Source organism: Lysobacter sp. K5869, assembly GCF_018847975.1.
GTDB lineage: Bacteria > Pseudomonadota > Gammaproteobacteria > Xanthomonadales > Xanthomonadaceae > Lysobacter.
This window is the reverse complement of sequence record NZ_CP072597.1, coordinates 4,577,721-4,602,268: the sequence shown is the minus strand read 5'-3', so window position 1 is coordinate 4,602,268 and position 24,548 is coordinate 4,577,721. Positions and strand designations below refer to the sequence as shown.

General features: G+C 67.1%; 22 protein-coding genes. 6 read left to right on the top strand and 16 right to left on the bottom strand.

Annotation, left to right across the window (positions count from 1 at the left end):
- The first annotated feature begins 306 nt into the window (after positions 1–306).
- Positions 307–1,839, top strand: a complete 1,533-nt coding sequence (locus J5226_RS19225) for a PhoPQ-activated protein PqaA family protein (RefSeq protein ID WP_215836143.1) — start codon at positions 307–309, stop codon at positions 1,837–1,839.
- Positions 1,840–1,881: 42 nt separating this feature from the next.
- Complete coding sequence (locus J5226_RS19220; RefSeq protein ID WP_215836142.1) at positions 1,882–2,463, top strand: hypothetical protein; 582 nt, start codon at positions 1,882–1,884, stop codon at positions 2,461–2,463.
- Between the two features lie 146 nt (positions 2,464–2,609).
- Here the strand turns inward: J5226_RS19220 and J5226_RS19215 are convergent, their stop codons facing one another.
- Positions 2,610–3,578 carry a glycoside hydrolase family 19 protein gene (locus tag J5226_RS19215; protein WP_215836141.1) on the bottom strand — a complete coding sequence of 323 codons (969 nt, stop codon included), beginning with the start codon at positions 3,576–3,578 and terminating at the stop codon, positions 2,610–2,612.
- A gap of 447 nt (positions 3,579–4,025) precedes the next feature.
- Here J5226_RS19215 and J5226_RS19210 point away from each other — a divergent pair, with 447 nt between their 5' ends.
- Both J5226_RS19210 and J5226_RS19205 read left to right on the top strand, forming a co-directional pair.
- Entirely contained in the window at positions 4,026–4,691 is a 666-nt protein-coding gene (locus J5226_RS19210) for a hypothetical protein (RefSeq protein WP_215836140.1), read from the top strand.
- Positions 4,692–4,883: 192 nt separating this feature from the next.
- Positions 4,884–5,234 carry a RidA family protein gene (locus J5226_RS19205; RefSeq protein WP_215836139.1) on the top strand — a complete coding sequence of 117 codons (351 nt, stop codon included), beginning with the start codon at positions 4,884–4,886 and terminating at the stop codon, positions 5,232–5,234.
- Positions 5,235–5,348: 114 nt separating this feature from the next.
- On the opposite strand, the gene J5226_RS19200 is transcribed toward J5226_RS19205, so the two are convergent.
- The 10 genes from J5226_RS19200 to J5226_RS19145 all read right to left on the bottom strand — a co-directional run bounded on the left by J5226_RS19200 (position 5,349) and on the right by J5226_RS19145 (position 14,135).
- Positions 5,349–6,590, bottom strand: a complete 1,242-nt coding sequence (locus J5226_RS19200) for an XVIPCD domain-containing protein (protein WP_215836138.1) — start codon at positions 6,588–6,590, stop codon at positions 5,349–5,351.
- A gap of 50 nt (positions 6,591–6,640) precedes the next feature.
- The gene (locus J5226_RS25495) at positions 6,641–7,057 is read right to left on the bottom strand and encodes a lysozyme inhibitor LprI family protein (RefSeq protein WP_255322857.1); all 417 of its coding nucleotides are present in this window, start codon (positions 7,055–7,057) and stop codon (positions 6,641–6,643) included.
- A gap of 67 nt (positions 7,058–7,124) precedes the next feature.
- Entirely contained in the window at positions 7,125–7,607 is a 483-nt protein-coding gene (locus J5226_RS19190; RefSeq protein WP_215836137.1) for a DUF4189 domain-containing protein, read from the bottom strand.
- Between the two features lie 95 nt (positions 7,608–7,702).
- Positions 7,703–8,200: a DUF4189 domain-containing protein gene (locus tag J5226_RS19185; protein ID WP_215836136.1), complete on the bottom strand. Its 498-nt coding sequence runs from the start codon at positions 8,198–8,200 to the stop codon at positions 7,703–7,705.
- A gap of 31 nt (positions 8,201–8,231) precedes the next feature.
- On the bottom strand, positions 8,232–9,251 hold the full coding sequence (locus tag J5226_RS19180) for a type IV secretion system protein (protein ID WP_215836135.1): 1,020 nt from the start codon (positions 9,249–9,251) through the stop codon (positions 8,232–8,234).
- 518 nt (positions 9,252–9,769) lie between these two features.
- A complete protein-coding gene (locus tag J5226_RS19175) occupies positions 9,770–9,880 on the bottom strand; it encodes a type IV secretion system protein (protein WP_215836134.1) in 111 nt (36 codons plus the stop codon).
- Positions 9,881–10,054: 174 nt separating this feature from the next.
- On the bottom strand, positions 10,055–10,513 hold the full coding sequence (locus J5226_RS19170) for a DUF4189 domain-containing protein (RefSeq protein ID WP_215836133.1): 459 nt from the start codon (positions 10,511–10,513) through the stop codon (positions 10,055–10,057).
- Positions 10,514–11,713: 1,200 nt separating this feature from the next.
- On the bottom strand, positions 11,714–12,175 hold the full coding sequence (locus tag J5226_RS19155) for a DUF4189 domain-containing protein (protein WP_215836130.1): 462 nt from the start codon (positions 12,173–12,175) through the stop codon (positions 11,714–11,716).
- A 234-nt stretch (positions 12,176–12,409) separates the two neighbouring features.
- Positions 12,410–13,321, bottom strand: a complete 912-nt coding sequence (locus tag J5226_RS19150) for a type IV secretion system protein (RefSeq protein ID WP_215836129.1) — start codon at positions 13,319–13,321, stop codon at positions 12,410–12,412.
- A 43-nt stretch (positions 13,322–13,364) separates the two neighbouring features.
- On the bottom strand, positions 13,365–14,135 hold the full coding sequence (locus tag J5226_RS19145) for a hypothetical protein (RefSeq protein ID WP_255322856.1): 771 nt from the start codon (positions 14,133–14,135) through the stop codon (positions 13,365–13,367).
- A gap of 499 nt (positions 14,136–14,634) precedes the next feature.
- Between J5226_RS19145 and J5226_RS19140 the strand changes: the two genes are divergently transcribed.
- Positions 14,635–16,716 carry a S8 family serine peptidase gene (locus tag J5226_RS19140; protein WP_215836128.1) on the top strand — a complete coding sequence of 694 codons (2,082 nt, stop codon included), beginning with the start codon at positions 14,635–14,637 and terminating at the stop codon, positions 16,714–16,716.
- A 172-nt stretch (positions 16,717–16,888) separates the two neighbouring features.
- Here the strand turns inward: J5226_RS19140 and J5226_RS19135 are convergent, their stop codons facing one another.
- From J5226_RS19135 to J5226_RS19115, 5 genes are all read right to left on the bottom strand, one after another.
- Positions 16,889–17,683, bottom strand: coding sequence for a type 1 glutamine amidotransferase (locus tag J5226_RS19135; RefSeq protein ID WP_215836127.1), 795 nt, complete (start codon positions 17,681–17,683; stop codon positions 16,889–16,891).
- A 16-nt stretch (positions 17,684–17,699) separates the two neighbouring features.
- On the bottom strand, positions 17,700–18,851 hold the full coding sequence (locus J5226_RS19130; RefSeq protein ID WP_215836126.1) for a carboxylate-amine ligase: 1,152 nt from the start codon (positions 18,849–18,851) through the stop codon (positions 17,700–17,702).
- Between the two features lie 306 nt (positions 18,852–19,157).
- The gene (locus tag J5226_RS19125; protein ID WP_215836125.1) at positions 19,158–20,021 is read right to left on the bottom strand and encodes an AraC family transcriptional regulator; all 864 of its coding nucleotides are present in this window, start codon (positions 20,019–20,021) and stop codon (positions 19,158–19,160) included.
- A 374-nt stretch (positions 20,022–20,395) separates the two neighbouring features.
- Complete coding sequence (locus J5226_RS19120; protein WP_215836124.1) at positions 20,396–21,202, bottom strand: hypothetical protein; 807 nt, start codon at positions 21,200–21,202, stop codon at positions 20,396–20,398.
- Between the two features lie 638 nt (positions 21,203–21,840).
- Complete coding sequence (locus tag J5226_RS19115; RefSeq protein ID WP_215836123.1) at positions 21,841–22,935, bottom strand: oxidoreductase; 1,095 nt, start codon at positions 22,933–22,935, stop codon at positions 21,841–21,843.
- 139 nt (positions 22,936–23,074) lie between these two features.
- Between J5226_RS19115 and J5226_RS19110 the strand changes: the two genes are divergently transcribed.
- Positions 23,075–24,361, top strand: coding sequence for an MFS transporter (locus J5226_RS19110; RefSeq protein WP_345778188.1), 1,287 nt, complete (start codon positions 23,075–23,077; stop codon positions 24,359–24,361).
- The last annotated feature ends 187 nt before the right edge of the window (positions 24,362–24,548 follow it).

Sequence of the window (24,548 nt, the reverse complement as noted above, 5' to 3'; positions counted from 1 at the left end):
GAACATTTGCGCGCTCGTGAATTGCAGAGGCGGGCAACGACGCGGCGATGATTGCGGAGTAGGTCGTCACGCAGCCTGCACATGCGGCGACGCGCAGCGTTCGGCCGTGCAGGAGCGGCGTAAGCCGCGACCACCGAAGCGACGAAGCGCTCAACCCGGCGGCGCACGACACCGGATGCGAGTCCCGCGCGACGCTCGCCGCATCCGCCGATATGACAGATCGACGCCTTACCCGATGACAACGCGAGCGGGACGCCGCCGATTCCGCGGTTTATGCTTCGCTCCTCGAACGCCGAGGAACCCCGCATGGCCCGCATCCATCCGCACCGTTCGCGCCTGGGCTGGCTCGTTGCCGCCGCGCTCGCCGCCGGTTGCACCGCGCACGCCGCGGCGCTGACGCCGGCCGCGCCGCCGCAAGACGCCGCCGCGCAGCGCCGTCCCGCCGGTTTCGGCGAGGCCTGGCCCGATTACCGCCAACGCCTCGCGCGTCAGCCGCTGCGTTACGAAGCGATCGAGCGCGTGCGCCTGGACGGCGCGGAAAAGCGCAGCTATCGGCTGTACTCGCAATCGTGGCCGGAAACCGGCGGCGCCGAACCCGCGCAGTGGACCCACCGCGTCGATCTGTACGTGCCCGACGCCGCGCGGCCGAAGTCGGCGCTGCTGGCGATCAACAACGGCACCAACCGCGCCAACGGCAGCGACCCGCAGCGCCCGCCCGGCGATTTCGACGAAGCGCTGGCGCTGGAAACCGCGGTCGCGACGCAGACCATCGTCGTCTCGGTGTCCGACGTTCCCAATCAGTACGTGACCTTGCCGGGCGAGGCGCCGAAGAAGGAAGACGTACTGGTCGCCGCGACCTGGCGCCGTTTCCTCGACGATCCCAGCGCCGCCAACGCGACGTTGCCGCTGCACGTGCCGATGGCCGAAAGCGCGGTCAAGGCGATGGATCTGGCTCAGCGCGAGCTTGCGCCGTGGAAGCTGCGCTCGTTCGTGGTCACCGGCGCGTCCAAGCGCGCCTGGGCCGCGTGGCTCACCGCCATCGGCGATCCGCGCGTGAGCGGCATCGTGTCCTACGTGATCGACATGCGCATCGCGCCGCTGATCGGCCACATCGGCCGCGCGTACGGCGGCGGCTGGCCGATCGCGCTGCAGCCTTACTATCAAGAAGGCATCACCAGGCGCTACGAGGAGCCGCAGTTCGCGCAGTTGATGCAGGTGGAAGATCCTTACGCGTATTTGTCCGGACGCCATCGCAGCCGGCTGGCGATTCCCAAGTATCTGGTCAGCGCCAGCGGCGACGATTTCTTCCCGCCCGACGCTCAGCGCCTGTACGTAGACGATCTGCCCGGCGCCACCGCGCTGCGCGCGGCGCCCAATTCCGATCACGGCGGCATTCGCCGGCATATCCGCGAGACCTTGATTCCGGCGCTGCAGCGTTGGAACCGCCATCAGCCGCTGCCGCAGGTCAAGGCGCGCCTGAGCGAACGCGGCGGGCAACTGAGCCTGAGCGCGCGCGCGTCGGAGCGGCCGGTGTCGGCGAAGCTGTGGGTGGCCGAGAATCCCGACTCGCGCGATTTCCGTTTCGCCTGCGGCGTGCGCTACCGCGAGCAAGCGTTGCAGACGCAGCGCAACACCGCGCAGGCGGCGCTCGCCCAGCCCGCGAGCGGCTGGGGCGCGGCCTTCGTCGAGTTCTCCTTCGCCGACGGCTTCGTCGCCACCTCGCCGGTGTTCGTCTATCCCGAAGGCCGGTTCCCGAGCAAGCCGCCGGCCAACGGCAGCGGCGCGTGCCTGACCCTGCCGCCGCACGCGGCGGCTGCGTCGGCGCCGGCGAACCGGTAGGCTGTCGGCGAATCGGGGATGGCTCCAGGAAAAGGATCTTTCATGAACTCAGGTTTTTTCGCCGGCGTCCGCGTTCGCGGCGCCGCGGCGATCGTGTTGGCCGCCGGTTTGAGCGCTTGCGGCGGACCGGCCGACGCGCCGCAGGTCTCGGCCAAGGCGGCGAAGGCGCCGGCCGCGCCCGCGTTCGATTTCGAGAAGTGGATCGCCGCCAACGCCGGTTGCAAGGGCGATTACATCGCCGATTTGCAAGACGCGCAGTTCGCCCAGCGCTTGCGCGAGGCGGGCGTGGACATCGGCGAGGACAGCAGCGTCGGCGAAGTCGGGGTCGGTTCGGGCACGCTCAAGCCCGGCCGTCCCGCGCGCTTGCACGGTTTTCCGGTGAAGCAGGTGACGTATTTCTTCGACAGCGGCGCGATGTTCGCGGTGCAGGTCGAGGCCAGCGCCGAGCAGGCGCGCGCGGCCATCGGCGCCAAGCCGCTGCCGGCGGTGTACCGCGAGGAGTACACCGAAGGCGTGCCGACCGCCGAGGCGAGCGAGAACGTGCCGATGCCGGACATCCAGTTCGTGCGCGCCGGGGAACAGCCGGGGACGCAGGAGATCGGGTGCGCGGCGTTCGATGGGTGAGGGATGCGCGCGGGTAGGTGGAGTTCGCCGTAAGCGTATTTTCGCGATCGCGGCTCGCGCCGTGTAGGAGCGGCGTAAGCCGCGACCGCGACACCTCGACTACGACGCAACCGCGCCCGATCGTCGAAACGACCGGGCGCCTTGCCTCAACACTCCAGATTGCCGCCCGTGGGCACGCCCAAAATCGCGGTAAAACCGCGGTAGTTCGAAACCCGGTTGAGCATCTGCTGATGCCCGATCCCGCTGGCGTTGCACTCGATCCCGCCGTTGATCGCGCGGATCGTCTCGCCGAACGCGCGCAGGTTCACCATCGCCTGATGCGGCGTGTTGCTGGCGCCGCCGCGTTGGGTCATCCAGTACCACAGCGCGGTCTGCCACGAGATCGCGGCATTGGTGGCGACCCAGTCTGGGTTGTTGAGCAAATCCAGCCCCAGCGCGTTGCCGGCGGCGGAATAGTTGTAGTTCCAGCTCAACTGGATCGGCCCGCGCCCGTAGTACTGCTTGCCGCCGCAGCTGCCGGCCGGCTGGCAGTAATGGTCCCAGTTGGCTTGGTTCTGCTCGCGGATGTGCACCAGCCCGCCGGTCTCGTGATGCACGTTGGCCAGGAACGCCGCGGCTTCCTGGCGCGCGACGGTGTCGCCGCCGTCCTTGGCGAAATTCGGATACGAACGCAGCGCCGCGAGCAGGCCGGCGTAGGTGTAGAACGGATTGCGGTTGGGGAACATTTGGTTGAACTGCGCTTCGCTGACCACGAAGCCGCCCGGCGCGGGACCGCTGTCGCAGGTGGTCGGCTGCCAGTACCAGGTGCTGATGGTCGGGTCGGTGCCGTCGCTGCCGTTGGTCCCGACGTTGACCAGCTTGTAGAACTGGCCGTTGGGCGGAAAGCGCACGATGGTGCCGAGGGTGTAGTTCACCCCGCGGGTCCATTCGACGTAGGTGCAGGCCGCGGCCGCCGATGCGGACGGCGCGGCGAGCGCGGGTTCGGCGGGCGCTTGCGGCGCGGCGAAGGCGGCGTGCGCGCACAACAGGCCGAACAGGCCGGCGGCGCGGGCGAGGGCGGTGCGCCGGCGGCGCGAAGACGCGGTGCGGTGCGTGGGCGTGGCGGATGCGGACATAAGGATTCCTCAAAGGGTTCGAGTGCTCGGTCCCCCCGAGGCGCGCCGCGGCAACGCGCGGCGCGGCGACAGCGTTGGCGATGTGTCGTTATCGGTATGCGGCGCGCAGCAGGCCCGCCGCGGCCGGTGCGATATCCGGCCGTCGCCGCGCGAGGCGGCGGAGCGGGCGCGTTGGGTTGCGCCTGAGGCCGAATGTAATGGCGGCGCGAATCTGAATTCGTGCCTGGGTCGCGGAAGCGGCGCGGCGGGCGTTGCGGATTCGCAAGATGCGGCTATCGATGCGCGTTACAGCGAACCGCGTCGCATTTGCGCTGCGATGCGACAACCGTTTTACGCCGCGGCGCGGTATAAGGCCGCTGTGGCCCCGCGGCGTCGCCGCCGGGGCCGACCCCAAGCCAGGCCGCGCGGCGGCGAGGTGCAGCGATGAAGCGCAATGCGATTTCCGGAATGGCGGCGTTGACGGCGGCGGTGTTGGCCGGCGCGTTGAGCGCATGCGGCGGCGGCGCCGACACCGCGGCGCAAGCTCAGGCGCAACCGCAGCGCGCCGGCAAACCGCTGGACCCGACCGAGACCGCGGCGCGTCTGGTCAAGATGCGCGCGCAAGCGCTCGGCGGCGATCAGCAAGGGCTACAACAGAACCTGCAAGCGCTCAATCAGGACTTCAACCGCTCGATCAAGCTCGCCGACCCGAGCAAGCGCGTGGATCGCGAGAACGCGCGCATCGCCGCGCGCAGCGTCAAGGGCGTGCGCTCGGTGGTGTGGATCGACAACGAAAACCTGTTCGCCATCGTCGGCCGCAACGCCGACCGCACTTACGACACGGTCGATGCGATCTGCCGCCAGCTCGAACCCTTGGGCGACACGCTCGGCGTGGTGGTGAACCTGCAAAGCGGCGCCGCGCGCAACGGCGACGAACTGGAAATCCTCAGCCGCAACTGCCAACTGCCGCCGGGCGAGCGCGCGCTGCTGCAACCCAATCGCCAAGTCGACGCGCTGCCGCCGCAGATGCGCGCCCAGCACCGCGCCAACGCCGATGCGGCGCGCAAGGCGGAAAAGGCCGAGGATCGAGCGGAGAGCGATCGGATCATTCAGGCCAATACGCCCGAAATGTAGCCCAGCCCGCGAACCGGCGCGGCCAGAAAGACGAATCCACCCAATATCCCGACGTGCCGCACTGCGCACGGCGCCTTCCGCGCACCCGCGCACCGACCTCGCCGGACGTTCTGCTCCCCCAGGCGCCGAACCCCGCCCACGCGCCGCGTCGATAAGGGACAATACCCGCCCCACACCAGCGAGGCGAAACCCATGATCCAGCGATTCGACGTAGGCGCGCGGCTGTCGGAAATGGCGGTCTACAACGGCGTGGCCTATCTCGCCGGGCAGGTGCCCGACAGCGAAGACCTGGACATCGCCGGCCAGACCCGCGAGACCTTGGCCTCCATCGACGCCTTGCTGGCGCGCGCGGGCACCGACAAGACCCGCATCCTGATGGCGCAGATCTTCCTCGTCGACATGGCCGACTTCGCCGGCATGAACGCGGTGTGGGACGCCTGGGTCGAACCCGGCCACACGCCGCCGCGCGCGACCGTGCAGGCGCCGTTGGCCAACCCGAAGTATCGGGTCGAGATCGTGGTGACGGCGGCGGTGACGGGCTGAGAAATCTGCGGCGCGCAGCCGTCGGCGCGCGCCGTTCGTTGGAGTTTCCGGCGCCGAGCGCGCCGGCTCTCGCGGCGCGCTCCGAAAGACGGAGCGCGCCGTCGCACGCAATGTTCACACCTGCATCGGCTGCGGCGCTTTCGTCTCCGCATGCGGCCGCGCGGGCGCTTGCGCGGGCGCGTCCTGCTCGAGCGCGCGCGTGCTCTCCTGCACGCTCTGCGCGACCGCCTGCGCCTTGTCCGCGACCGCATGCCGGTGGGCGGGGTCGTGCGGGTCGCCTTCGACCGCGAACAAGCGCTGCCCGTCCGCGCTCTGCAGCACCTGATCGATGCGCTGCAGTCCGCCGGCGCGCGCCTCGCAGGCCAGCGTCGCGGCGGCGCGTTCGAGTTGGTCGCGCGATCGGAAGCCGCCGAGTTTTTCGAGCCCCGCGGCGGCTTGCAGATACAGCGCATGATCCGGATGACCGCGCTCGTCGATGCGCGGCGTGCGCGGCTCCGGCGGGGTGCGCTCGGCGACCGCCGCGTCCAGCGCCTGCAAGGTCGCCTTGCTCAGCCGTCCGTCGTCGTCGAGCCCGTGCGCGCGCTGGAACGCCTGCAGCGCTTCGCGGCTGCGCGCGCCGAGCCGTCCGTCGACGTCCAGCGGGCGGCCCTCGCGATCGCCGATGCCGAGCGCGTTGAGCGCGTTCTGCGCGCGTTCGACCTCGGCGGAGCGGGGCGTTCGCGTCGGCGCCTCGCGCACCGGCTCGCGGCCTTCGGCCAGCGCGACCAGATCCTCCTTCTCGTGGCGGGCGCGGTTGAGCAAGCCGCCCCAAGCTTCCGGCGAACGGCGGAACAGGCGCTCGTTGTGCTGGATCTTGTAGTCCTGGATCGCCTCGACGATGTCGCGGTCGCTCAAGCGGTCGAGCCGGTAATCGGGGCCGAACTTCTCCTCGAGCCCTTTCTGCACGATCTGCGGAGTCAACGCGCGCAACTGCACCGAGGTGCTCCACAGCGCGTCCTGCACCGCTGGGCCGCGCTCGCTCAGGTCGATGCCGCGCGCCTTGAGCCGGTCGCATTGGACTCGGTAATGGCTGTCGCGGATGAAGTCGTGCTGATCGGCGGCGAAACCCGGATCGGTGCGCGCGAGTTCCCGCCAGCGCGCGTTGAACGCGGGCGTGGCCGGCGTCAATCCGGCGAAGCGCTCGCCGTACCTGGACTGATCCAGGTATTCGCGCAGCGTGCCGACGCGCGAGGACAGCTGATAGGCGCCGTAGGACACGCCGCCGTGATCGCCTTTGCCGGTCGAGATCGTCGCCGCGCCGCGGCTGCCGGTTTCGTAGCGCTCGGAGGTGCTGCCGAGCGTCCAGTCCGTGGTCATGAGTCGCACTCCTGTGTCGCGTTGGGGATTCCTGGGCCGCGGTTGCGCGCTCAGCGCGCGCGGTCGAGCCGGACTTGCAGTTGCGCCGCGCGTTCGGCGGTTTCGCGAACCAGACAGCCGTCGGCGTCGAGCGATTGCCCTTGGCCCGGCGACGCGCCGGCATCGCAGTCGCGATCGCGCTGCTTGATCCAGGCGCGCTGGCGTTCGCGCAGGCGCGCGGCTTCGGCCTTGGACAGTCGCGCGATCAGACGGCGATAGACCTCGTTGAGGCGACGGTCCTGATAGGCGTATTCGGCGTCGATGCACTCCTGCATCGTGGGCCCGACGCCTTCGCTGTCGTCCAGACAGCGCTGGTACTGCGGGCGAGTGGGCGATGCCTTAGGGGGCGCGGCGACGGAGATCGGCGCCACGATTGCGAGCGTGGAAAGCAGCAGCGAGAGCGGCAACGAGCGAACGTAGCGATTCACGGGCGTGGGATTCCGCGGCGGAGGACAATGGGGGCCGCCGAACGCGCGGCGGCCGGTTCGGAAAGCGTCAGAGCTTGCTGCAGGCGCTGTACTTGAGCTCGCATTCGCGGCCTTGCGCATAACCCGCGCAATCGGCCCGCGCGGCATCGACGGCCTCTTCGCGGGTCGGTCGAACCAGCGCGGCGGCGGTCGTGCCGTCGCTGGCGATGGCGATGCAAGCGTCGCCATACGCCTTCACCAGCCGGCACCGGCTGCCGCCGCGTTCGCGACATTGCCGCTTCGCTTCGCGGGTGGCTTGCAAGCGGTAGCGGCGCGATTCGGACATGCCCCAATGGCCGTTGTCGTCGCTGGCGACCGCGCCCCATCGCAGCACCCATTGCACCGGCGCGCTTTGTTCGGGAATCGGCGCGCAACCCACCGTTCCTTGACCGCCCTGATTGCTCTGAAAGTAGCCGGGCGGGCATGCGCCTTCGGCGTCGGCGGGCCAAGCCGCCGCGAGCGAGATCAGTGCGAGCCCGGTCAGCGCGAGCGAGAGCATGAGGGGTTTCATCTCAATTCCCGAAGTTCGGGCGAAGACGGTTCGATGAGACGCACCGCTGCGGCGACCGCGCAAAGGTCGCCGGATACCTTCGATCCGAACGGCCTTCATAACTTGCTGCAAGCGCTGTACGTGATGCGGCATTCGCGGTCTTCGGCGTAGCTGGCGCAGTCTTTCAGCGCGGCTTCCGTGGCGGCTTCGCGGGTAATGCGGGCAGGGACGGACGCGGTGATGCCGTCGCTGGCGATGGCGACGCATTGATCCCCATAGACCTGGACCAAGTGGCATTTCTTTGGACTGCGCTCGCGGCACTGCTTGAGCGCTTCGCGCTCGGCCAGGACGCGCAGTCGACGCGAGTCGGACATGCCCCAGTTGCCCTCGCCATCGCCGGCGACCGCGCCCCAGCGCAAGGTGTATCGGATCGGCGCCGCCTGCTCGGGGATCGGCGCGCAACCGACGGGGCCGGGCGCGCCGCGATTGGTTTGGAAGTAGCCGGGCGGGCAGGCGCCCTCGGCGACGGCGGAGTCCGTCAGTAAGCAGAAGATCAGCGCCAACGCCCATGGTATGGATTTCATCCGGTCGCTCCTGGATATCGGGGTGTGCATTGCGGAGTCGGTTCTGCGCGGCGTTCGGCCGCTAATGGGGCGTCGCGCCGCGGTTGCCTTCGCGCGGCATGCCGGGGTCGTACGCCCTGGGGACGCCGCCGGATCCCGAATCCGCTGGCGGTTTTCCGCCCAGTTGCGAGTAGCTGTTGAAGCTCCCCACCGTTCCCTGGAAGAACATCGCCGCCGCCGGCGGCACGCTGATCAGCAGCACCGACATCAGCAGCCCGATGCCGCCTTGCTGCATCGCTTGCGCGGACAGGCCCTCGCTGGCGCTGCCGAGCAGGCCGGTGGCCTTGGACAGCCACAGCGCCACGGCGATCTTGCTCAACAGCTTCATCGTCATCGCCGTGACCACGCTCAACGTCGCCATCGAGAACAGCGTGCCCAGGCCGTACATGAGCCACTTGCGGAACAAGTCCTTGGTCTGGTCGAAGATCAGGCACAGCACGAACAGCGGGCCGAGGCCGATGAACAGCGCGAGGGTGAACTTGTAGAGCAGCAGCATCGCGCCGGCGACCATCGGTGGGCCGGCGGTGCCGAGGCCGGCGAACAGCAGGGCTTGCCGCTTGCGTTCCTGCAGGGCCTCGTCGCCGCTGGGCACCTGGATCGCGTCGATCGCGTTCAGCGCGACCTGCATATAGGCCAGATTGCGGTCGATGGCCTCGGCGCTGGAGCCTTCCTGCGCGGTGAACAACGCGTGTATCTCGCGGTCGAGGTCTTGGGTGAAAAAGCGATGCAGGCTGGCGCCGCCGAACGACATGCCGGTGGCGACCGCGACGATGACCGCGATCCGCGCGCCGCCGACCACCAACCCCATCATCGGCTCGCGCGACTGCCCGGTGACGATGCGATAGCCGGCGATCGTCAGCCACAGCGTCACCAGAATCTGCGCGATGCCCGCGGCCCACGCCATCGTTCGCCGCATCAGGCTCAAGCCGAACTGGTCGATTTCCTGGTTGAAGTACTCGTTGATCAGCTTGAAGAAGACGTAATCGCCGATGCCTTGGGCTTGCGGGAGCAGCCAGTCCAGCGAGGTCGCGATGAGGTGCATGAGGTCAGTCCGTTGATCGAAGCGTGGGGCGCGGCGGGCCGTCGTGGCGGCCGGTCTCGGGCGAATTCGTCATGCGTCCTTACGGGTGGCATGAGTGCGAATTCGGATTGCTGTTTGTGGCGCAATTAAACCCGCAACTTCGGCGAAATCAAGAGGCAAATTAGAGTTGCGTTGCCCGCAGTGGATTGGCTGTGCCGGCGGGGCGGATGCGCGTTGTGGTTATCGCGCGGAGATTGCGCATCGGCGCTGTGAGCACCGTGGGGAAGGGATGCGGAATCAGGCATCGCACGGGATGCGGGCGGAGTTTGTCGGCGGGCGCGATCGCGCGACCCGTGAAGGATGGAATACGTCGCCGCGGATAGTCCACAGCGAGATTCGCGCGACGATCATTCGCGACGTGCAGCATCGCGGCGCGTAACGGTCAGCGTGAAGCGAGAACGAGGCGGTCCGGGACGATGCAGTCATCGATGCCGCTACGCGGAGCGTCGGCATCGAGGACAAGGCGCCGACATCGCGTATCAGCTACTTGCGCAAAAAAGTTCGTTGGTCTGGTTGAGCATCAGGTGCAGGATGAACAACGGGCCGGCGCCGACGAGCAAGGCGAGGGTGAGCTTGTAGAGCAGCAACATCCCGCCGGAAGGCTATTTGCTTGCGAGGCTGATGCCGGTGTCGGCACCGGCGAATAGCAAGGGACGGATCTTATCCCTGCACAGTTTTCGTTTCGTCGGAAACCGGGATGCTCCGATCACGCCAACCCATGAGTGTGTTGGTCAAGTGAATCCGAGGCACGGGAAAAAGCGCGTTTAGATCCCTTTCCTGGCCAGGCTGCAGCCAACATAGAAGACCTTGCAGTCGCTGTCGTCCATCTTGCATCGGCTCATCCCATGGGAGATCGCCGCCTGATCGGAGATGCTGCTTTGGAAGTAATTCATCCGACTCCCGGTGATCACGCTTACGCATTCATTCTTATAGGTGAACTTGATCGCGCAATCGACCCCTCGGTTTTTCTTGCATTCCTTTAGTGCCTTTCTCTCGGCGGAGTCTTTGCGCGCGACCCACTCGGCAACGCCGAACGCTCCGTTCGATTCGTCGGTCGCAATGGCGCCCCAACGGTCGTAGTAAACCGTGGCGGCTCCCGACTGTTCGGCGCAGCCCTGCCAGCCGTTTCCGCGTTGCAGGTCGCAGGCGGCGATTGAATCGCCAAACAAGAACAAACAGAGGGCGAGCATCGCAGAGGTCGCTGTTTTTAGCTTGTATGCCATAACTGTATGCATTGTTTCGTTGGGGAAGGGCGGTTTGGAAGTTCCTACATGCTCACGCCGTAACTGCAGCGTGTATATACGACCCTGCAGTCTGTGTCTTTATCTTTGCATCTGCGCATCGCTATCGATATGGCGCCGTCTCTGGCTGGGTCGCCCTGAAAAAAGCCCCGCTCCTTTCCCGAGACCATGCTCGCGCATCCGTTCCTATAGGTCAGCCTGATCTCGCAATTCATTCCATTGTTTTTCTTGCATTGCTTTATTGCCTTCTTTACGGCTCTGTCTCTCTCGGAAACAGTGTCCGCTGCGCCGAATGCTCCGGTGGATTTGTCGGTTGCGACGGCTCCCCATCTGTCGAGCCAAACGGGTTCGCGCTCGGGTGTTTCGGCGCAGCCTTGCCAGCCATTGCCGTGCACTATGGTTCAGGCTTGCGACTTGCAGGGAGTGACGGAGACAAGGATCAGAAGAAGCGCAGGCGCTGTTTTCATGTCAATGCGCGCAGATACGTGTGGCTTACCTGATTCGCTTGGGGAGACTGCAGCCCGAGTAATACTCCCTGCAGCCCGTTTCGCCGGCGATTTTGCAGCGCTCGAGTCCGTCGGTAACTGCCTCATCCTGATTTTCGGCGCTCTGGACAAAAAAGAGCCTGTCGCCAGATATCAAGCTCGCGCACTGATCATGGTAAGTGAGCTTTATCTTGCAGTTCTTTCCTCCGTCTTCCTTGCACAGCGTTAGAGCAGATTTCTCTGCAGCCTTTCTTGAGTCGATCTGAGTCGAAGTGCCGAGTGCGGCGTTGGCGCCGTCGGTTGCGATAGCGCCCCACTGTGATTTCCAATTCGGGTCAGAGTCAACAGATGCGGCGGAGGTTTGTACGCATCCTCCCCACCCGTTGCCCTTCTGGAGAACGCTCCCCGGCGGGCACGCCGAGGCTATTCCGGGAAAAAGAGTCGCGCCAAGAAGAAAGGATATACGGATCATTTGCAGGGGGCTCAGGCGTTGTCGCTCGGAGTCGCGTAGGATCTCAGGGGTGCGCCGTTCTTTTTCTGTCTTGAGGCGGAGTTGCGAGAACGTCTGATGGTTGTGTTCTCTTTGTTCTTTTTGGTCGTATTCGGAACTGTGGCTGAATACCCCTGTCGTACCTTGAAAACATCGCCGCTGTCGGCGCTTTGATCGCGATGTTGATGGTGTCTCGCCGAGCAGAGGTTAGCGATCCATCTCCGGTAAGCTGCAGTCGGAATAGAACGCGTTGCACTCTTCGTCTTCCGAGGCGCACTTACTCATTCCTCGGGCGATTGCCTCGGTGATAGTGTTGTGGCTTTGTGTATAGTTCCATTTCTTCCCGGTGACTACGCTTGCACACTGGTTCATATATACGAATTTTACTGCGCATTGATTCTTTCCGGATTCGCCGCATTGTGTAAGCGCCTTCTTTTCCGCTTTTTTCCTCGATGCCTGTCGGCTGGAAGCGCCAAACGCGCCTGTATTTACATCCATGGCGATGGCGCCCCAGCGATCAGCCCAGGTCGGACCCGATTTTGTCGCAGAGCCGACGCACCCCTCCCAGCCATTGCCCTTCTGCAACACGCTGCCTGGTGGACAGGATTGAGCCTGCGCAGATGCGAGCAGAATTCCGATGGATGTGAGCAGGCATTTCCGAATTTTCACGCGTAGCTCCCGAGTGGAAGTTTTCTAGCCCGACTTTTACGGGTGCTGAAGGTTTCGTCTACCTGTGCTTTTGCGACTCTTCGTGTGTCTTGATTCTGTTGTGATCGATGTTGTCGCTCGGAGGTGCGTGAGATCTCAAAGGAGCCGATGTTCTTTCGCCGTCCTGAGGTGGGCGTTGGGGGGGGCGCGCCCGAGGGTTGCGCTCCCTGTTGTTCTTTCGAGCCAAATGCGGAGCTATAGCTGAAACTCCCCACCGTCCCCTGAAAGAACATCGCCGCCGCCGGCGGCACCGTCACGATGATGGTCGTCATCAGCAGCCCGATCCCGCCCTGCTGCATGGCCTGCACGCCAAGCCCCTCGGCGTCCGTGCCCGGAATCCCGACCGCTTTCGCCACCCACAGCGCGACCGCCACTTTCGCCATCAACTCCAGCGCCATCGACACCACCACGCTGAGCATCGACATCGAGAACAAAGGTGCCGATGCCGTACATCAGCCACTTGCGGAACAGGTCCTTGGTTTGGTCGAACATCAAGCACAGGATGAACAAGGGGCCGAGGCCGATGAACAGGGCGAGGGTGAATTTGTAGAGCAGCAGCATCGCGCCGGCGACCATCGGCGGGCTGGCGGTGCCGACGCCGGCGAACAGCAGGGCGCGTTCTTTTTTCCTCTGCAGTTCGAGGTTGTCCTCGGGGATCTGCACTGCGTCGATCGCGCTCATCGCCACTTGCATGTAGGCCAGGTTCTTGTCGATCGCGTCGGCGCTGGAGCTGCTGTCGTCGGTGAACAACGCGTGCACTTCGTGGTCGAGGTCTTTGGTGAAGAACCGGTGCAGGCCGGCGCCTCCGAAGGACATGGTGGTGGCCAAGGCGAGGATGAAGGTCACCCGCGCGGCGTTGGTGACCAGCGCCATCATCGGTTCGCGCGACTGGCCGGTGACGATGCGGTAGCCGGCCAGCATGATCCACAGCGTCGCCAGCACCAGCGCGATCTGGCTGGCCCAGGCCATCGTGCGCCGCATCAGCGCCAGACCGAACTTGTCGATCTTCTGATCGAAGTAGAGGTTGACGAGCTTGAAGTAGAGATAGTCGCCGACGCCCTGCGCCTGCGGGTTCAGCCAATCGTAGAATTCGGTGGGTAACTGCATGTTCGGTCCGTCGAATCGAATCGGTCGGTGAGCGGGCGTGGGGTCAGAACGAGAACGCGCTCTTGATCGCCTCGCTCTGAATGATCTTGCCGACACCGCCCTTGGGTTTGCCCTCCAGCGCGCGCCGCGCCAGTCGGGCCTGGTCTTTCTGCAGGGCGACGATGTAGTCGTCGTAGGCCTTCATCCGCGCCTGCCAGTAATCCAGGTCCATGCGCGTGCGGACCATGAAGCGCTGGGTTTCGTTGTCGTTGGCGGCGAGCTTGCCTTGGCTTTCGCCGACTTGGTTGCGCTGGCCTTCGACCTGCGAGAACTCGCGGTTGCGCTGGATCAGCTGCTTGAGCATGCGCACCGATTCGTTGTACTTGGCGTTGTCGGCCAGGACCATGCGCTGGCAGAGTCGACGCTGCTCGGTGACGAGGTCGGAGTCGAGTTGCGGGTTGAACGCGCTCATCGCGCCGCCGAGTCCTTCGCCACGCGCGCCAGGGCAGAGGTCTTCCATGCCGTAGGCCGGATCGCGTTCGGGGAAGTCGTCGCGCATGTTCGATTGCTGCATTTGCAGTTGCTGCAGCTTGATCAGTTGCTGCTTGTAATGGTTGTACTGCGAGGTCCAGCGGGTGGCCTGTTCGCCGTATTGGATGCCCTTTTCGATGAGGTCCTTGATCGCGAGGCCGAGGTTGCCCGGATCGGTGACGACGAGTTGCGCGCGCGCCGGCAGCGCTGCGATCGGGCCGAAGGCCAGCAAGGCCGCGGACAGCGCCGCGGCGATGAGCGACTTTGATTTCCGGCCGCGGGTGCGATGCGTATGGCGAGTCATGATCTTCCCTGTCGTGCGTGAATTGGCTGCGTTCGCAAGCGCATGGAATCCCACAAAAATCGGGAAATCAATCTTCTTTTTTCTGTGGATGGAAATTGTCTTGATGTTTTCAGCATGCGCTGCGCGTGGAATATGTTTGCGTTGTGCGCGGGGTGGGTAAGTTCTCTCTGTGTTGCTCAATGGGCGTGCGATTTACAGGTTAAGAAATGCGTGTGTTTGGGTATTGGGCGACGCCGAAAACCTGAACGACCGTTCGCAAATTGCGTGCCGAATCGCCTTGCGCCCGACTGTTTCGGAGTTCTGTGATCGCCCGCAACAGCCTGATCTGCGCGCCGTTCGTCTGCGCATGGACGCGCCGCGCGCGGGCGAGGCAGTGTCGTGCTGGCGTTCCGGCGACGCAGGCAGCCCGGACGCGGCTGTCCGGTGTATCCACGATCGATTCCCTCCCAACGCCGTCCGCGCGGACGGCGAAGGCCGAACTTTTTCTGGAGATGACCGCATGAACCGTCGCAACACGCTCACGGCGCTGGCCGTGGCTCTGGCTTTGTCCTCGTCGCTGGCCGCCGCGCAGGCGTCCGACCACGCGCTGAATTACGAATTGGATCTGGGCGGACTGCGTTTCGATCCGCTCAAGCAGCAACCGGTGCAGGCCGCCAGCGTTTGGGGCCGCGCGCGCGCGGACGGCGAGGATTGGCGTCTGGTGCAGTTCCAGGGGCCGGTGCGTCAGGCTTGGCTCGATGAGCTGCGCAGCAAGGGCTTGGAGCCGGTGCAGTATCTGCATCCCTACACTTACATCGTGTGGGGCAAGCGCGATGCGTTGGCGCGCGTGGCCGGGCAGCGCGAGGTGCGTTGGAGCGGCGATTTCCTGCCGGCGTACAAAGTGCTGCCGCAGTTGCGTCAGACCGCGGCGAAGAGCGCCGGGCCGCTGGAGGTGCGCGTGATCAGCCGCCGCGGCAGCGCCGGCGTCGCCGCGACCTTGAGCAAGATCGGCGCGGCCGACGCGGGCGGCGGTGCGCAGATCGTCGATCGCGCGCTGCAAAGCCAGAGCGTGCGCGTGCCGGCCGATCAGATCGCGCTGCTGGCGCAGGCGCCGGGCGTTTACAGCGTGCAGAGCGTGCCCACCGACGGCGGCCTGCGCGGCGAGATCAGCGGCCAGATCAACGCCGGCAACGTCAACGCGAGCAATCTCGCCGTGCCGGGTTATCTGAGCTATCTCAGCGGCCTGGGCATCAACGGCAGCGGCGTGACCATCGCCAACGTCGACGGCGGCATCTACCACACCCATCCCGACCTGGCTGCGCGCATGGCCGCCTGCACCGGCACCACCTGCGGCGGTTCGGCCAGCAGCGCGCACGGCACCCACACCGCGGCGATCATGGCCGGCGACGGCGCGTCCAACGTGCGCGCCACCGCGTCCACCGGCAGCTTCCTGCGCGGCCTCGGCGTCGCGCCCGGCGCCAAGTTGGTCGAGCAGGTGTATTCGCCGTTCTACACCCAGGCCGGCGGCATGTTGCTGCTGATGACCCAGTCGGTGCGCAACAACGCGACGATCTCCGGCAACAGCTGGGGGCCGGCCGGTTCGCCGCGCGGTTACGACGGCGACACGCGACAGGTCGACGTCGGCGTGCGCGACGCCGATCCGAACGCGCCGGGCGATCAGCCGCTCAACTACGTGCTGTCGTTCATGAACGGCAATGGCGGCACCCAGAGCCAGGGCTCGCCGGACGAAGCCAAGAACACCTTCACCGTCGGCTCGACCAAGGGCCAGAGTTCGGCCACGGTGCAGATCGCCGCGATCAACGACTTGTCCAGCAACACTGCGCACGGTCCCGCGCTGGACGGCCGGCGCATTCCGGGCATCGTTGCGCCGGGCTGTTCGATCGATTCGGCCAACAGCGCCACGGGCCATGGGCTGATGTGCGGCACCAGCATGGCCTCGCCGCAGGTCGCCGGCGCCAGCGCTTTGTTCACCCAGTACTACCGCAGCAAATTCGCCGGAGCGACGCCGAGCCCGGCGCTGACCCGCGCGGCGTTCACCGCGGTGTCGCTGAATCTGGTCGGCAAGCTCGACGCCGACGGCGGCACCCTGGCGACCGCGCCCGACAGCAAGCAGGGCTGGGGGCGGATGCTGATCGATCCGGTGCTGAAACCGGCGCAGACCGTGCAATACGTCGATCAGACCCACGTGTTCAACAACAGCGGCGAGAACTGGAGCCGCAGCTACCGCGCCGCCGACGCGACCAAGCCGGTGCGGATCATGCTGGTGTGGACCGACGCGCCGGGCCACGGCCTGGGCGGCACCACGCCGGCGTGGAACAACAATCTCGACCTGCGCGTGAGCGCCGGCGCCAGCACCTTCCTCGGCAACGTGTTCGCCGCCAGCGGCTGGTCGGCGACCGGCGGCGCGGCGGACGCGCGCAACAACAACGAGGGCGTGTTCCTGCAAGCGGCGCAGCATGGCGGCAACGCGTTCACCATCGAGGTGCGCGCGACCGACATCAACTCCAACGGCTTGCCGAACTCGGGGGACGACACGGATCAGGATTTCGCGTTGGTTTGCTACAACTGCGTCGCGGGGTAAGCGGCGCGGAGTTCGCGACGAGGGCGGCTGCGGCCGCCTTCGTTGTTTGCGCGGCCAGCGGGGTGTCGCGGTCGCGGCTCACGCCGCTCCTACAGGTGGGGCGGTAGGAGCGGCGTGAGCCGCGACCGCGAAAACCCAACCACGCCGAAACTCCCGTTCGCCCGCGCAGGCTTCAACCCCCGGCCCGCTCGCGCTGCCGCGCCGCCTCGATGAACGCCATCAACAACGGCCGCCCCGACAACAATTCGGGGAAACGATGATCGTGGAACTCCGGATGCCATTGCACGCCGACCACGAAGCCCTCGTCGCCGCGCACGCATTCGGCGATGCCGTCCTCGGACCAGGCTTCCACTTGCAGACCGTCGCCGATTTGCTTGATGCCCTGATGATGGATCGAATTGACCTGCGGCTGGGCCACCTGCGGATACAGCGACGCCAGCCAGCCGTCCTCGCGCAAGCGCAAGGCGTGCTTGTGTTCGTCGTACTGCGCGGGAATGTAATGCTGCGCGCGGGTCGCGCCGCCGCCGACCAAGTCTTGGTACAAGCTGCCGCCGTGGGCGACGTTGATGAGCTGCATGCCGCGGCAAACGCCGAGCACCGGTTTGCCGACGTCGATGAAGGCGCGCAGCAGGCTCAGCTCGAAGCGGTCGCGATCGGGATCGGTCGCCATCAGCAATTCGCTGGGACGTTCGCCGTATGCGACCGGGTCGATGTCGGCGCCGCCTTGCAGGATCAGGCCGTCGAGCGCGCCGGCGTAATCGCGCACCGACAGGTCGCTGGCCTGGACCGCGCCCTCGGCGTCGACGGTGGGGATCATCACCACCAGCGCGCCGCTGCTCATGACCCAATGCGCCATCGATTGCTCGAGGTATTGCAGGGTCTTGTTGCGGAAGCCGTATTCGGGCGGCAGGTTGCGCATCATGCGCGGGGACAGTCCGATCAATAGTTTGCGGGCGGCGTTGGCCATGGCGGGCTCGGGCGGATCAATTCGGGGGAGTGTCGGCGTCCGCGGCGGGGACGGTCGCTTGCAGCAGCCAATCGACCACGGCCTTGAGCGCGGTGTTGCGGCTGGCGCCGTTTTGGCGCCGTTCGCGGTAGATCGCCAACTGCGCGTGCGCGCTGGTGCCGCGCTCGGCGATCACGTCCAGATGCGCCAGCGCGGCGGTGCAGTCGAGCGCGGCGGCATCGTCGGCGACGAGTTCGCGCAAACGCCGCAGCTGCGCCAGCGCGGGTTCGATCCGGCCGCTGGCGTCGAAGAATTCGGCCTGCAGGCCCGAGCGCTTGGCGCGCCAGCGGTTTTCGTCGATCAAGCGGCGCGTGCCCGCGTCGCACGGCGGCGCTTCGGCGGGGTGGCGCGAGATATGCCGCATCAGGCAGCGGAACAGCGCGGCGATGGCGAGGCTGTCGTCGAGGTGGGTGCAGGCGTCGCTGATGCGCAGCTCGACGGTGGGGAAGTTCGGCGAGGGCCGGATCGCCCACCACAGCGAGCCCGCGTCGCCGATCGCGCCGGCGCGCACCAGCAGCGCGGCGAAGGCGTCGTACTCGGCTTCGCCGGCGAAGAAATCGGGAATGCCGGTGCGCGGCCATTCGTCGTACATGGCCTGACGGTAGCTCATCAGTCCGCTGTTCAAACGGTCCCAGAACGGCGAGGACGTGGACAGCGCCAGCAGCAACGGCAGCCACGGCATCGCGCGGTTCATCGCTTGCACGCGGTCGACGTCGTCGGGCAGTTGCACGTGCACGTGCAGGCCGCAGACCTGGCTGCGCCGGGCGACGATCTGGAAATCCTCGACCAACTGCCGGTAGCGCGGCTTATCGGTCGGGCTTTGCTCGCGCCATTGGCCCAGCGGGTGGGTGCCGGCGGCGAGCAGCGCCAGCCCGTGCTCGTGCGCGAGCGCGGCCAGGCCGCGGCGCAGTTCGCCGAGTTGGCGCCGGGCCTGGGCGGGGTCGCATTGCACCGGCGAGGCGATTTCGATCTGCGCTTGCAGCAGTTCGCTTTCGATGCTCTCGCCGAGTTCGGCGCGCGCGCGCTTGAGCAGGCGCGCGGGCACTTGCGTGGCGAGCAGGCGGCTGTGGGGACGGACGAGGAAGAACTCTTCCTCGATGCCGAAGCTGTAATCGCACTGCGCGCTCATCGCGGGCGATCCGGGGACTGCGGGCTTGGATGCGTCATGGACGCACGGTAGCGGTTGGAACGCTAAAAATCCGTTGATGCGGCGCGATGGGGCGGGTGCGATCTGTGAGCGCGGTGCGAGTTGGCGCTGTGCGTAGGAGCGGCGTGAGCCGCGATCCACCGAAGCGATCGAATACCACGCGATAGCCGAAGCCGGAAAAGATCGACAAGAAAAAGCCGCCGAAGATCAGGGCTTCGGCGGCTTCGCTTGCGTGCGTCGATTGGGTGGATCGCGGCTTACGCCGCTCCTACAGGCGCTGCGAACGGATCATTTCAGCGGCAGGCAGATCGCGGTTTGCCATTGCTCGGGCGGCAGGCTGCGGCTGTCGTTGAGGTATTCCTCGTACACCGGCGCGTCGCCGGCTTCCTCGCCGCTGGCCGGCAGCCATTGGCAGAACAGCCAGTCGTAGGCGCGGTGCAGTTCGCTGTAGGGACCGGTGTGCACGACCACGGCGTGGCGGCCGCCGGCGATCTCGATCCAGCGCATGCCGTCGCCGGGCGCGGTGTTGGCCGGCACCGCGAGGCAGGCCTCGGAGCGCAGTTCTTCGGCCGGCGTGTCGTTGGGGCTGTCGTAGTAGATGCCGAACGCGCGCACCGGCTGCGGGCCGAGCAGGCCCGACGCGCCGGCCCAGCCGTACAGGCGCTCGAACACGGGGCCGATGCCGTTGTAGTCGCCGCGGTGCGGCAGGGCGACGGCGCGGTGCGGGGCGAGGGTGGAAATTTGCGCGGTGTACATGAGGCTCTCCAGAGTCGGGTCGAAGTCCGCGCGGGCCAGCGCGGGCGGGGCGGCACGACGCTTGCGGAACGCCGCCGGAGTCTGCTCGTAGGCGGCGCCGAACGCGCGGGTGAAGGCGGCGACGCTGGCGTAGCCGGCGCGCTGGGCGATGCGCGCGATGCTGTGCGGGCTGTGCAGCAGCTCGTGCGCGGCGCGGTGCAGGCGCAGGCGGCGCTGGGTGCTGGCGATGGTCTCGCCCATCAGGCCGCGGTAGACGCGGTGGAAGTGATAGGGCGAGAAATGCCCGGCTTCGGCCAGTTGCGCCAAGGTCAGCGGCTGGTCGAGGCGTTGCGCCAGGAACGCCACCACTTTCTCGATGCGGGCGCTGTATTGCTCGAAGGTGGTGCTGCGAACCAAGGGCATGCTCCGTCGTCGTCGTGCCGGGAGAGGGTGGCAGGGGGGAGTTGATCGAGGTTGCGCAGTTGTGGGGGATCGCGCTTTCAGCGCTAGGGAAAGAAGGGAATAGGGAATGGGGAATGGGGAATGGGGAATGGGGAATGGGGAATGGGGAGCTCCGCACTCGCCATGTTGCGGCGGGCGGGAGGATAGCGCTTTCGGCGAAAGGAACAGAGGAAAAGAAGGATGGGGAATGAGGGCTTCACCTGCGCTCCCTCCCATTCCCCATTCCCTTCTTTCCCCATTCCCTTCTTTCCCTAGCCTCAAAACACAATCGCCCCGCGTCGTCGCCGACGCGGGGCGCTGCGGACGAACTACGCCGCTAACGAACCAACTCAATCCACGGTGACGGCCGTGAACGGCGTACGGCCGGTGACGTTGATGGTCTCCGGGCTGACCGCGGCTTCGACGTTGACGCCGACCAGGCCCAGGCCGCCGACCTGCACGCTGCCGCCGAGGGTCAGCTGCGCCGGCTTGTGGGTCACGCTGACGTTGCGCGTGCCCGCGCCCTGGGTGGTGACATGGTTGAGCTTGAGCGCGCCGCCGACCGGGACTTCGATGGTCAGGCCGAGCACCACCAGACGGATGCTGCCGCCGACCGGCACGGTGAAATCGCGCGGCAGCGGCGAGGGGACGGTGATGACGTTGCCGCCGGCGATGCGCACGTCGGCGACGTTGGCGGCGGCCTGGCACTGCAGCACGGTGCTGCCGGTCAGCGAGTCGCAGGCCAAGGTGCCGCTGGCGCCTTCCAGGCTGACGAGGTTCTGCACCAGGCTCAGGCCCGCGGCCGAGGAGCGCGCGTCGAGCGCGGTGGCGCCGGCGAGGTTGGTGTAGTCGGCGCGCTGTTGGGCGACGTCGACCTTGACCACGCTGACCAAGCCGAGCAGGCCGATGTCCAGACCCAGCGCGCTGTTCTCCTTGCTGCCCGGCGCGGTGACCTGGGCTTGACCGGTGCACGGCAGCGGCAACGTGGTGTTGAGGCCCAGCAGGGTGACGGTGACGCCGCCGCTGAGCGCGCAGGCCTTGCTCCCGGCCGATACGACTTCCGCGCTTTGCGCGCTGGCTTGGGTGGCGACGAAGGAAAGGCCCAGGGCGCAGGCGAGGGCGCTCAGGCGGACGGAGCGGAGGATGCGCTGATTCATGGTAAGTACCTGCTTCGGTGGAGGTGTGTGTGGAGACAGCGATGCCGCGGCGCGGCCGCGCGCACGCGCCGCCGTCGACGCGCATGCGTCGCGGCGTGGGCGAGGAACGAGGCCGCCGACGACTCCCCTGGAACGCGGCGCGGCCATGGCCTCGCCGCCAATTGCGGTCATGGCGCGGCGCCGGAATGGCCGGAGTCGCGCAACTGAACAACGGCCCGCGCGGGGCCGGGAGGGAAGGGCGCATCCGTTGCGTCGCGGCGCCGCGCCGGGGAGAGGCGGCGCCGCTCGGTTGGAGCGCGCACAGAGTAGAAAAGCGCGCGCCGGCGAAACTTTGATGTTTCGCGCATTAGCCGCCGTGCTTATTACCGATTTGCCGATCTGCGATGAACTCGGCGCTGCGCGTGTGCGCGCGGCGCGCTTGCGAGTTCTTCCGCGCTTGCAAATTCGCCCGGACGCCGCGCGAACGCGTGCGCTCGGTCCGCGCAGGCGCGTGACGCGCGGCGCGCGCGTTCACGCTCGCGCGGCGAAAACGCGAGCGGTTTTTTTCTTCGTTGGAATCGCGCTTTCGCTTTCGCGCAGTACGTGGCGGTACGCGCGGCGCGATCGTTCATCACGCGATGAGCGACGGTGAGTCCGGCTCAGCCTCGCGCTTGCGCGGCCTCGCGCTCGCGCGCGAACGCGGCGCGCTCTTCTTCGCTCAACGCCGGCGCCAACGCGCGGCCTTGCGCGGCCGAAGCCTCGGCCGCTTCCAGCACCGCCATCAAGGCCACCGCTTGCAGCGGCGAGACGGGGTTGGCGCCGCGGCCGGCGACGGCGTCGCGCACTTGCGCGTAGTAATTGCGCTGATCGCCGACCGGCGTCGGCCAGCGTTCTTGCGCGTCGGCGCCGAACCATCGCAGTTCGTCGTCGTCCTCGCCCCAGCCGGGCGCGCCGGGCTTCATGCCGGCGAGCAACTGCGCTTCCTGCCGGTCGGCGCGCGCTTTCGCCACGCTGCCGGCGCTGCCGTGGACGAGGAAACGCGAAACCCCGCCGGCGGCGAGCATGCCGGCGTGCAGGATCGCCCGCAGCCGCGGGTACTCCAGCACCACGTGCGCCCAATCGGCGACCACCGCGCCTTCGCGCTGCGTGGCGAGGCTGGCGAACACGCGCTCGGGCAGGCCGAACAACTGCAGCGCCTGATCGGCCAGATGCGGGCCCAGGTCCCACCACACGCCGGTGCCGGGACCGGCCTGCTCGCGCCAGCGCTCGCGCACCTGCGGGCGGAAGCGGTCGATATGCGATTCGAAGTGCGCGATCTCGCCGAGCCGGCCCGATTCGATGGCGCGTTTCACGCCGAGGTAGTCGCTGTCCCAGCGCCGGTTCTGGAACACCGACAGCAGCCGGTCGTGGCGTTGCGCCAGCGCCGCGAGTTCGCGCGCTTCGCTCAGGTCCAGGGTGAAGGGCTTGTCGACCACCACGTGCTTGCCGGCCGCGAGCGCGGCGCGCGCGAGCGGGGCGTGGCTGTGGTTGGGCGTGGCGATCACGATCAGGTCGGCGCGCGGATCGGTCGCGGCTCGCAGCGGGTCGGCGACGACGGCGGCGCCGGGAACATCGGCGGCGACCTTGGCCGCGTCGCTGGAGCCGACCACGCTCAGCGCCAGTCCCGGCGTCGCCGCGATCAAGGGCGCGTGAAAGGTCTTGCCGGCGAAGCCGTAGCCGATCAAGGCGACGCGGAGAGGGGCGGATTCGCTCATGGACGCGGGGCTTCGCGGCGGGGGTGCCGCCACCTTGCCGGATCGCGCCGTGCGCGGCCAGCGGCTAAGACCATCGGGGCTTTGCCGAACCGGCCCGGGATCGGGTATCTATGCAGCACCTCCCCCCGACAATCCGGACATGCCGATGAGCGCAGCCGCCCAGGCCACGGTCAATTCTCCCTCGCGGGTCCTGTTCGCGAGCCTGATCGGCACCACCATCGAGTTCTTCGACTTCTACATCTACGCCACCGCCGCGGTGCTGGTGTTCCCCAAGCTGTTCTTCCCCTCGGCCGATCCCAACACCGCGACCTTGCAATCGCTGGCCGCGTTCGCGCTGGCGTTCTTCGCCCGCCCCGTCGGCGCGGCGATCTTCGGCCATTTCGGCGACCGCATCGGGCGCAAGGCGACGCTGGTGGCGGCGCTGCTGACCATGGGCCTGTCCACGGTCACCATCGGCCTGCTGCCGACCTACGCCAGCATCGGCATCGCCGCGCCGATCGCGCTGGCGCTGTGCCGCTTCGGCCAAGGCCTGGGCCTGGGCGGCGAGTGGGGCGGCGCGGTGTTGCTGGCGACCGAGAACGCGCCGCCGGGCAAGCGCGCGTGGTACGGCATGTTCCCGCAGCTGGGCGCGCCGATCGGCTTCTTCCTGTCCACCGGCATCTTCCTGGTGTTGACCGACCTGATGGGCGACGACGCCTTCTTCGCCTGGGGCTGGCGCATCCCGTTCCTGGCCAGCGCGGCGCTGGTGTTCGTCGGCCTGTGGGTGCGGCTGCGGATCAGCGAGACGCCGGCGTTCCGCAAGGCCATGGATCATCACGAGCGGGTCAAGGTGCCGATGGTCGGCGTGCTGCTGCGCCATCCCGGCGCGCTGATCGCCGGCACCTTCGCGGCGCTGGCGACGTTCGTGCTGTTCTATCTGATGACGGTGTTCGCGCTGAGTTGGGGCACCGCGCACCTGGGCTACACCCGCCACGAATTCCTGCTGCTGCAACTGGGCAGCGTGGTGTGCTTCGCCGCGACCATTCCCTTGTCGGCGATGTTCGCCGACCGCAGCGGGCGGCGTTTGGCGATGATCGTCTCGACCCTGGCGGTGATGGTGTTCGGCGTGCTGTTCGAGCAGTTGTTCGTCGGCGGCAACGCCTGGGGCGTGTTCGCGTTCCTGAGCCTGGGGCTGGGCGTGATGGGGCTGACGTACGGGCCGTTGGGGACGATTCTGTCGGAGATGTTCCCGACCGCGGTGCGCTACACCGGCGCGTCGCTGGCGTTCAATTTCGCGGGGATCCTGGGCGCGTCGCTGGCGCCGTCGATCGCGACCTTCCTGGCGCAGAGTTACGGGCTGGCGTACGTCGGGTATTACCTGGCGGCGGCGGGCGCGCTGACCTTGATCGCGCTGTTGATGGTGCGCGAGGAAGAGCATCACGATTGACGGCGGATCGGCGGGTTTCGTCGTGGTTGGGTTTTCGCGGTCGCGGCTCGCGCCGCTCCTACAGGGGCTCCGGCCGGTTCGTTTCCGAGTGTAGGAGCTGCGCGAGCTGCGACCGCGAAAACGAAGCGACGGCGGAAATGGGGGGAGGTCGCGGCTTACGCCGCCCCTACAGGGCTCCGGCCGGTTA